Source organism: Halochromatium sp. NSM3, from assembly GCF_059621085.1.
The window spans coordinates 1-9,089 of record NZ_JCAQIA010000063.1 but is presented as its reverse complement, the minus strand read 5'-3'; the positions used below and the strand labels follow the sequence as shown (position 1 = coordinate 9,089).

General features: G+C 58.7%; 8 protein-coding genes. All 8 read left to right on the top strand.

Annotated features, from left to right (window positions below; genetic code table 11):
• Window positions 1–283 precede the first annotated feature (283 nt).
• Window positions 284–2,941, top strand: coding sequence for a CRISPR-associated helicase/endonuclease Cas3 (cas3, locus tag AC54T3_RS16780; protein WP_496626460.1), 2,658 nt, complete (start codon window positions 284–286; stop codon window positions 2,939–2,941).
• A gap of 265 nt (window positions 2,942–3,206) precedes the next feature.
• On the top strand, window positions 3,207–4,712 hold the full coding sequence (gene casA / locus AC54T3_RS16775; RefSeq protein WP_496626459.1) for a type I-E CRISPR-associated protein Cse1/CasA: 1,506 nt from the start codon (window positions 3,207–3,209) through the stop codon (window positions 4,710–4,712).
• Window positions 4,709–5,164 carry a CRISPR-associated protein Cse2 gene (locus AC54T3_RS16770; RefSeq protein WP_496626458.1) on the top strand — a complete coding sequence of 152 codons (456 nt, stop codon included), beginning with the start codon at window positions 4,709–4,711 and terminating at the stop codon, window positions 5,162–5,164. The genes casA and AC54T3_RS16770 overlap by 4 nt, the downstream gene beginning before the upstream one ends.
• Window positions 5,161–6,333: a type I-E CRISPR-associated protein Cas7/Cse4/CasC gene (cas7e, locus tag AC54T3_RS16765; protein ID WP_496626457.1), complete on the top strand. Its 1,173-nt coding sequence runs from the start codon at window positions 5,161–5,163 to the stop codon at window positions 6,331–6,333. Before AC54T3_RS16770 ends, cas7e begins: the two co-directional genes overlap by 4 nt.
• 9 nt (window positions 6,334–6,342) lie before the next feature.
• Window positions 6,343–7,035, top strand: a complete 693-nt coding sequence (gene cas5e / locus AC54T3_RS16760) for a type I-E CRISPR-associated protein Cas5/CasD (protein WP_496626456.1) — start codon at window positions 6,343–6,345, stop codon at window positions 7,033–7,035.
• Window positions 7,032–7,658 carry a type I-E CRISPR-associated protein Cas6/Cse3/CasE gene (gene cas6e / locus AC54T3_RS16755; RefSeq protein ID WP_496626455.1) on the top strand — a complete coding sequence of 209 codons (627 nt, stop codon included), beginning with the start codon at window positions 7,032–7,034 and terminating at the stop codon, window positions 7,656–7,658. Before cas5e ends, cas6e begins: the two co-directional genes overlap by 4 nt.
• 16 nt (window positions 7,659–7,674) lie before the next feature.
• Window positions 7,675–8,586 (top strand): type I-E CRISPR-associated endonuclease Cas1e, encoded by a 912-nt coding sequence (cas1e, locus tag AC54T3_RS16750; RefSeq protein ID WP_496626454.1) that lies wholly within the window; start codon window positions 7,675–7,677, stop codon window positions 8,584–8,586.
• Window positions 8,567–8,866 carry a type I-E CRISPR-associated endoribonuclease Cas2e gene (cas2e, locus tag AC54T3_RS16745; protein ID WP_496626453.1) on the top strand — a complete coding sequence of 100 codons (300 nt, stop codon included), beginning with the start codon at window positions 8,567–8,569 and terminating at the stop codon, window positions 8,864–8,866. The genes cas1e and cas2e overlap by 20 nt, the downstream gene beginning before the upstream one ends.
• Window positions 8,867–9,089 lie beyond the last annotated feature (223 nt).

Below are 9,089 nucleotides of genomic sequence, written 5' to 3'. Positions count from 1 at the left end.
AAAGCGTTGCAGGATACCGTCAAACATCCGGGCATCAGCTCCAGGGTCGCCAGAAAATGACTATAGATTACAATAGGTTGACATCACCTTAAAAGGGCTGGATGCACAGGTTGCTAAAGAGGTTTGTCGTCAGCTCGAGGCCGGCGAGGAAACGTCAACACCCTGGCCGGAGGTGGAAAAACGTCTTGGCCTCAAATGTTGATGTGGTGAACCGAGAGGTGCGTGTTTGATTAGACAAGACTAATTGGTGGTTCAATCGTAACGAAATACAAAAGGGGGTGTCATGACGTTGGCAGAAGTTTTTCGGGCTTACTGGGCCAAAGCAAAACCAAACGGAGAAGATCAAGCTAACTGGCATCCGTTTGCCTATCACTCCCTGGATGTGGCTGCGGTTGCATCAGCGCTCTGGGACCGATCTCCAGCGATATGCCACAGTTTTAGTGTCGCCTTTGATGTTCTCGAACTTGAGAGCGAGGCGACATTGCGCGCTTGGGTGTTGTTTTTCGTCGCCTTGCACGACATCGGTAAATTGCATGCGCTGTTTCAAATCCTGGCGCCCAGCGCCATCGCCGAATCCTGGCCTGAGCTGACTACAAAGGCTGTCTTCAAGCAGATTGATCGCTACGATCATGGCCTTGACGGTTTTGTGACCGTTCAGCGCGAGGGCGCGAGGGAGATCGCCGACTGGACGGGTGCCGAGACCCGACAGGCGCGTGAAAATTTCAAGATCTGGCTCGGCGCCGTCATGGGTCACCATGGCGATTTACCGATTAGTGCCGATGGTTTCCCGACAAGCCGCCGCACACCGAAACACCCGTATGCACAACCCGGTGTTTATCAACAGGATCGGCAGGCACGGCAAGACTGGCTAAGGGTCGCCAGCGAATTGTTCTTGCAGCCCGTCGGGCTGAGTCTTGCTGACCAGCCTCCAAAACCCGGTCTTGCCGCGCAACGGCTACTCGCAGGCTTCTGCAGCCTATGCGACTGGATTGGCTCAAATACTGACTATTTTCCCTATACAAAATGGCGACTGACGCCAGCGGCGTATTTCAATGACCAGCTCAAGCGGATTCAGCAGCAAGACATTCTGCGCCATGTCGGCCTGACTGCTCAGGTTGCCCCTTGCAAAGGCGTCCAGTCGCTGCTGCGTCCAGATGAACAGCCACGCGGAGTTCAGGTGCTCGTCGATCAACTGGAGCTAGCACCGACGCTGACGATCATCGAGGCGCCTACGGGCTCGGGGAAAACAGAGGCAGCACTCGCGCATGCTTGGCGACTGTTGGAGAGCGGATGTGCCGATGCCATCATTTTCGCCCTGCCGACCCAGGCCACCGCCAACGCGATGCTGGCGCGAGCCATGCGCTTCGCTGAGCAGGCATTCGGTGGCGCCAATGTTGTTCTCGCGCATGGTCATCGGGCCTTCAACCCGGTATTCCAGCAACTCGTTGACGCTGGTCGTGGGCAGACTGCGCAAGGGCGCATTGAGGCCAGTATCCAATGCGCGAGCTGGCTCGCCAGCAGCCGCAAGCGCGTGTTTCTCGGTCAAGTCGGCGTTTGTACGGTCGATCAGGTCTTACTCTCGGTGTTGCCGGTTCGGCACAGTTTCGTGCGCGCCTTTGGCGTAGCGCGGGCGGTGCTGATCATCGATGAAGTGCATGCCTACGATGCGTATATGAATGGACTGCTCACCGAGGTGCTCAGGCGTCATCGCGCGGTTGGCGGCAGCGCCATCCTCTTGTCCGCGACGCTGCCGGCGTCGATACGCAATACCCTGCTTGATGCCTGGGGTGATCATGGCTCCGAAGATGCCCCTTACCCGGTGGTTTGGCAAACCGCCGCAACGACGACGACCGCCAAGACATTACCGCAAGATCAGCAGCCCGCAGAACGCACCGTTGGCATCGAGCTGATGAAGCTGCCCGATGCCTTCCCGGATGCGGGCTTGATCGATCGCCTCATCGCTGCCGAAGAGGCCAATGCGCTCGTCGGCATCGTCATGAACACGGTTCAGGATGCCCAACGCCTCGCAAGCGTGCTGCGGGAGCGCAGCGACTGTGTCGTTGATCTGTTCCATGCACGTTTCCGGCTCTGCGATCGACAGCGGATCGAAGAGCGGGTCATCAGTGACTACGGTCGCGATGCTGACAGGTCTCGCGGGCGCATCTTAGTCGCGACCCAAGTCATCGAGCAGAGTCTTGACCTCGACTTCGATTGGCTCATCACTCAGATCTGCCCGGTTGACCTGTTGTTTCAACGTATCGGCCGTCTGCATCGTCATCTGCTAGCTCAGCGCCCCGCTGGTTTTGCTGCGCCAATGTGCTCGATTGTCTCGGTTGCGGGTGAGGACTATGCGCTGCATGAATTCATCTACGGTGATCCGCGCCTGCTCTGGCGCACGGAGCAGCTGCTGGCGGGTGCGGAGCAGATTGTTTTTCCTGGCGCTTATCGGAGTTGGATCGAGCAGGTCTATGACGAAGCCGCTTGGGATGATGAGCCCGAAGGCATTTACGGCAAGCATTTGGGCTGGCGTGATTGCCAGCGCGCGGCGATGGACACAGCCCAGCAGCGAGCATCAATGACCATCAGCCAGTTCCGGGATGAGGATGCGCAGGCGACCGCGCTGACGCGCGACGGTGAGATGGGTCTGACGGTACTGCCGCTGCTCGAAGATGGGACGCTCCTGGATGGCACTCGATTAGAGGAGTTGGACGAGTTTCAGCGTCTGGAACGATTGGTGCTCAATGCCGTCCCGGTGCCACGGAACTGGGAAAAGCTGCTGACCGGCTGTGAGTATGACGACGAGGGGCGCTTACGCTTGCTGATGCAGGCTGAGGGAGAGGGTATCTGGACAGCTTTGGATCAGACGTTCAGGTACTCGATCGCGAGAGGGCTGGAGAAGGCCAGCCGGGAGGAGACTCCGGCTGGCGCAGAAGCCCCGTGAAACGGGGAACTGAGTTTCCGCGATGATCCATCACGGTGATTTGCGGTGCATCCCTCAGTGTTGAGGGAACGCGAGAGAGGTTAGCAAACCCGCTGGCGTGACGAGCGATCTTGACTAGATGCGCCCTGGAAGGGCTTGGCACAAAGTGACAGGGAGGAGTCTCTTAACGCCTTACGGTTATTTGCTTGCTGATGCTCCGACGATGAACTAAGCTGAAAGTTCATCGGTGGCCTTGGTGGCTGCCTAAGCCCAAGGGAGGAGCACCTTGAACCTGCTCTCGTCTCCATGGATTCCGGTGCGTCAACATGCAGGCGCTGGCCACTTCCAGCTCCTGACCTACCGCCAACTCCTTTGCGAGGACGCCGATTGGCGCATCAGTTTGCCTCGCGACGATATGGAAATGGCCTGCTTGCAGCTCCTCGCCAGCCTGACGCAGGTGCTGTTCCTTCCGGCAACGCTGGATGAGGTCGAGGATCGCCTCGCCAAGCCCATGCCCACCGCTGATTTCGATGCAGCTGTTGTGGTCTGTGTCGACTGGTTCGATCTGGATCATCCAACCCAGCCCTTCATGCAAACGCGCGGTGTGGCTGCCAAGGAGGTCACGCCGATCCAGAAATTGATGATTGGCTTGCCCGAAGGGAACAACCACTGCTTCTTCGATCCCATCGGTGAGGTCAAGCAGCTCTCGGCGCCAGTGGCTGCGATCGCCTTGTTCAATCAAGCCACCAACTGCCCGAGCTTTGGCGGGGGGTTCAAGGGTAGCCTGCGTGGCGGTGCGCCGATTACCACCCTCGTCGATGCCAAGGATTTGCGGCGCCAGGTCTGGAGCAACGTCATCAGCGAGCGTCAGCTCAAAGGCGAGCTGCCGCCCTCTTGGCGGCATGATCTTAACCAAGATCGTCCGACCTGGGTCGACCCAATCCAAGCAAAGCAGGTCATTCACGCCACCCAGATCGGCCTCGTCCGGGGCCTGTTCTGGCAGCCAGCCCATGTCGAGCTGATCCGCTCAGAGCACGAAGGTCGTTGCGATGTACTCGGCATCGAGACGGATCAGCTCTACAGCGGCTTTCGCAAAGAGAAGTTCAATTTCACCTTAGAGAGTGTTTGGGCGCACCCGCATGGCGCGCGTACGCTCAAGTTCAAGAAGGGCGAGCCTGAGACGAGATACCAATCTTTCACGACGACGGCACCCGGCTGGACGCGACTCAGCGAGTTGGTTGTCAGCAAGGCGATTGAGAAAGGCGAAGGCAATGTCCCGGCGCTTCCTATCCCGCAAGCAGCAGCGCTAGGGATGGAGCCGCTAACGCTGATTGTTGGTGGTTACCGCAACAAGCAAGCCTCGGTGATTGAGCGTCGTCACGAACTGATGACGTTGGGGCGCGGATGGTCGAGCAATGCAGAGCAGATCGACTTGGTGGTTGGTCTTGGCCTGGCGGCCAAGGAGGCTTTGCGGCGTAAACTTGCTTTTGCGGTCAAGGGCCATCGCGATAAAGGGCTGGAGGGGCTTTCGGTGCCTATTCATCTGGTGGCAGAACAGCGCTTCTATGCACGCACCGAAACGCTCATTCTCAACGCGATTGCGGATGAGCACACCTTTGACGATTGGCCAACGGCACGTGTAGCGCTCGTTGATGCTCTGACCGAGCAGTGCAAAGCCATCTTTGAGGAATTGACCGATCCCTACGCCGCCAAGCCTGAGTTGATTCCAATCATCGCTTGGGCGAGACGCAGCCTGAACAATGAGCTGAGAAAGCTCAAGGAGGGACAATGAGCCAAGAACCACCGGATTTTGTTGGACTCCATGCTCGCTTTAAAGCGCTGCCGCCCGGCGTGCAAGCCGACATGAGGCGGGCTGAAGCGCCCGACGATCTGCGCGCAACCCCTGGGCTGTATCGGCTGTTTCCCGGGGCACGGCCAACGCCGCCGCAGCTCAGACTCGCCTTTATCCTACCCTGGTGTCCGAATGAACATGGCCAGAAGCGGTTAGCAGCGCTTCTGGCCGATGAGATCTCCGAGCAACGGGTGATCCAGGTGGCGCGCACACCGCAAGATCATGGCGCGGATTTGATTCAATTGCGACGCATTATCCGTCAACTCCATCCACGCCTTGGCTGGCTGGATGTGGCCGAGACACTTTATTACTGGGGAGTTCAGGGCAAGCGTAGGCTCGTCGAGGACTTCTTCATGGCCCTGCACAGGCTCGATCAAGGAGCAACCTCATGAGCAACCACAATTTTGTCAATTTCCATGTGCTGATCTCCCACAGTCCTTCTTGTCTCAATCGCGATGACATAAACATGCAGAAGACGGCCGTCTTCGGCGGCGAGACCCGTGTGCGGATTTCCAGTCAGTCGCTGAAGCGCGCCTTTCGCACCAGCGATTACTATCTGGGCCATTTCTCAAAATCACGGCGCACTCGGCGTCTACTCGATGATCTGGCTGCAATGCTTGGCGAAGAAGCCGCCGATGACGCGCAGAAGGCCGCGATCGAACAATGCGCGTTGTATGCAGCGGCAATCTTCGAGGGTAAGACCAAGGCGAAAGATATCGCCGACTACAAGCGTGCCCAAAGTGGACATATCGAGACCCAGATCCTGCCGTTTAGCCAGTCCGAGATCGCTGCGCTGCGGCAACTCTTGCTCGATGCGGCCGGTCAACCGGAGAAGTCGCGCCCGGACTTCGTCCGCGAGTCGATCCGACGCATGGAACAGGAGCAGCGTGGCTATGTCGATCTGGATGTCGCGCTTTCTGGTCGCATGGCCAATTCTGAGCTGATCTATCCGGTCGATGGTGCGCTCGCCGTGGCCCATGCCATTACCACCCATGCCGTTGAGCCGCAGGATATCGACTGGTTTACGGCGGTGGATGATTTGACCACGGAGGAGGGCGAAAGCGGGGCCGGTCATCTCAATACCCAACAATTCTCAGCCGGTGTGTTCTATCGCTATGCGAGCCTGAATCTGCGGCAGCTGCAAGTGAATATGGGTCTAATCGAGAACATGAAGGCGGAAGAAACCGTCGATTCCCGCAAGCGTGCGCTAGAGATCGCCGCGCATGTGCTGCACCTGATGGCGACCGTTGTCCCGAGCGCCAAGCAACAGTCCTTCGCCGCGCACAATTTGGCCGATTTCGCCATCGTCAGTCTAGCGCAGCAGCCGATCTCGCTTGCCAATGCCTTCGAGCGACCGATCAAGCACAAACGCAATCATGGATTTCTTGATCAGTCCATCGCCGCGCTATCAGACTACTGGCAGCGCGTCGGTAGCGCTTACGGGCTTGAGGAACAGGCCCGCGCCTTTGCGACACAGGCGGATTGCACACTTGGTGATCAGCCCGCACTGACCTCGTTGCAGGCGGTTAAGGATTGGCTCGTCAACGATGTAGCCAACTGAGGTCGCGTCATGCCACAGTTTCTGATTCTGCGGATTGATGGCCCAATGCAAGCCTGGGGCACGCATACCTTTGAAGACTTTCGGCCGGTGAATGCCTTCCCGACACGCAGCGGTCTGCTCGGCTTGCTCGGTGCTTGCCTCGGTATCGACCGTCAGGACAAGACCGCGCAGCAAGCGCTTGCGAACAGCATTGAGCTGACGGTTCGAGTGGATGAGTCCGCGCCCAGACCTGAAGCCGAGGATGCGAATGGCCAGTGGTCAAGCAAAACCGCCATCAAGCAAACCGATTATCACACTGTACTCAATGCGCGAAAGGTGGACGGTTCGACCAACAAGTACCCCATCGAATCGCATCGCGAATACCTGTTCGATGCTGCGTTCACCGTGGCCGTTGGGAGTCGTGCCGAGCCGACGATCGCACTGAGCACTTTATTGGAGGCGGTACGCCGGCCGGCGTTTACCCCGACGCTTGGACGACGCTCCTGCCCTCTGGGACGACCATTGCTCGATCCATCGGCGCTGATCGAGGCGGCTGATGCCATTGCAGCCTTAGCGAAGATTGAGCCAGTCGGCGGCACTCTCTACGCCGAAGGCGATCTGGTCTCGGGCCTGCCGATGCAACTTCGCGATGTGCCCGGTTACGGTGAGCAACGTCAGTTCAATAACCGGCGCATCTATGTGCATAAGGAGAGCCTGACATGATTCTGAGCCGTGCCGAGCTGCCTTGGTCAGTGGCCAGAAATCCCTATGAGCATCATCGACGCCTGTGGCGATTGTTCCCTGATCGACCGCCAGAGAGCCGTCAACGCCACGAGCAGCCGCGCCAGGGGTTTCTCTTTCGTACCGAAGACAGCCAGCCTGGCCAACCCGCGCGTATCCTGCTGCAATCCAGTATGCGGCCAACGGCGGCAGAGGGTATCAGCCTGCTCGCCAGCCGCGAGATCGATCCTCAGCCCAGTATTGGCCAAAGGCTCGCATTCCTGCTCACCGCCAATCCGGTCAAGACGATCAAGGACTCGCAGAGGCCGGATAAGCCTCAAAAGCGCAGCGATAGCTGTCGTGTTCCGCTGATCACCGAGGCCAGCCAGACGGCTTGGCTAGAACGCAAGCTTGAAGGGGCCGCGAGGATGGATGCGGTCTCGGTGCGGCCCCATCCGCCGGTCTTTTTTCGGCGTGGCAACCGCGCGGGTAAGCTAGTGACGGTGACCTTTGAAGGCGTGCTCAGGGTGACCGATCCCGAGCAGCTCCGCGCCCTGCTCAGCAATGGCATCGGTCCGGCCAAGGCGTTTGGTTGCGGTCTGCTCCTCGTTCGACGGTTAGCCTAAACAGCCAGGGTGATCGATGCTGCCACCACTCAAGCCCATCGCCATGAAGGAACGTGTCTCGCTGATCTTCATCGAGTACGGGGAAATCGACGTACTCGACGGCGCCTTCGTTGTCATCGACAAGAAGGGCGTGCGCACCCATATCCCGATCGGCAGCATTGCCTGCATCATGCTCGAGCCTGGCACGCGGGTCTCGCATCGCGCGGCGGCACTTGCGGCGCGCGTCGGTACGTTGCTGGTTTGGGTCGGCGAGGCCGGCGTCAGAGTCTATGCCTCCGGTCAGCCAGGCGGTGCCCGATCGGATCGTCTGCTCTATCAAGCGAAGCTCGCGCTGGACGACCAGGCGCGCCTCAAAGTCGTGCGTAAGATGTACGAACTGCGTTTCAATGAAGCGCCACCTGAGCGGCGCAGCGTTGAGCAGTTGCGCGGCATCGAAGGCGCCCGGGTGAAGAAGATCTATGACTCGATGGCGCAACGCTATGGCGTCAAATGGCAGGGGCGCCGCTACGATCCGACGCAGTGGGATGCGAGCGATCTACCCAACCTCTGCCTCTCTTCCGCTACCGCCTGCCTTTACGGTATTACTGAGGCCGCGATACTGGCTGCTGGATATGCACCCGCTGTCGGCTTCATCCACACCGGCAAGCCGTTGTCGTTTGTCTATGACATCGCTGATATCGTCAAATTTGAGACGGTGGTGCCCGTCGCCTTCAAGATCGCCGCCAAGAAGCCGCCCAATGCAGAACGTGAGGTGCGTCTTGCTTGCCGCGATGTTTTCCGGTCATCCCATCTGCTCGGCAAGATCATCCCGATGATTGAGGAGGTCTTGACTGCTGGTGGTATGGAGCCGCCAACGGCTCCCAAGGAGTCGGTACCGCCCGCGATCAAGCAAGACGAAGGTCTTGGCGATGCTGGTCATCGTCACTGAGAACGCTCCGCCTCGTCTGCGTGGACGTCTCGCCGTCTGGCTGCTGGAGGTGCGAGCCGGCGTCTATATCGGCACGCCTTCCAAGCGCCTGCGAGAGTTCATTTGGCAGCAGATTGCGGAGGGGATCGAGGATGGCAACGTGGTTATGGCCTGGAGTACCAATACGGAATCTGGCTATGATTTTGTCACGCTCGGTAAGAATCGTCGCGTTCCCGTCGACTTTGATGGCCTCAGACTTGTCAGCTTCCTGCCTCCTGATGAGCCACATCAAGCTCCTTAACAATTCGGATCATGCAGCTCAAGCTGCGAAAAAAGTTGGTAGATTTTGGGTGGTCATTTTTGTTCTATGAAAACAAGGACTTCTTGGAAGTGTGTTCCCCGCGCCTGCGGGGATGAACCGCCCACAAGTTGTTCGAGAAGGAGCCACCGATCGTGTTCCCCGCGCCTGCGGGGATGAACCGCACTCTGAGGGCCTTTGAGGGCGCTTCTGAGCGGTGTTCCCC

Bases quoted from the DNA above. Each gene is read 5' to 3' on its own strand.
- cas3 (WP_496626460.1), top strand. From the start codon at position 284: ATGACGTTGGCAGAAGTTTTTCGGGCTTACTGGGCCAAAGCAAAACCA.
- AC54T3_RS16770 (WP_496626458.1), top strand. From the start codon at position 4,709: ATGAGCCAAGAACCACCGGATTTTGTTGGACTCCATGCTCGCTTTAAA.
- cas7e (WP_496626457.1), top strand. From the start codon at position 5,161: ATGAGCAACCACAATTTTGTCAATTTCCATGTGCTGATCTCCCACAGT.
- cas5e (WP_496626456.1), top strand. From the start codon at position 6,343: ATGCCACAGTTTCTGATTCTGCGGATTGATGGCCCAATGCAAGCCTGG.
- cas6e (WP_496626455.1), top strand. From the start codon at position 7,032: ATGATTCTGAGCCGTGCCGAGCTGCCTTGGTCAGTGGCCAGAAATCCC.
- cas1e (WP_496626454.1), top strand. From the start codon at position 7,675: ATGCTGCCACCACTCAAGCCCATCGCCATGAAGGAACGTGTCTCGCTG.
- cas2e (WP_496626453.1), top strand. From the start codon at position 8,567: ATGCTGGTCATCGTCACTGAGAACGCTCCGCCTCGTCTGCGTGGACGT.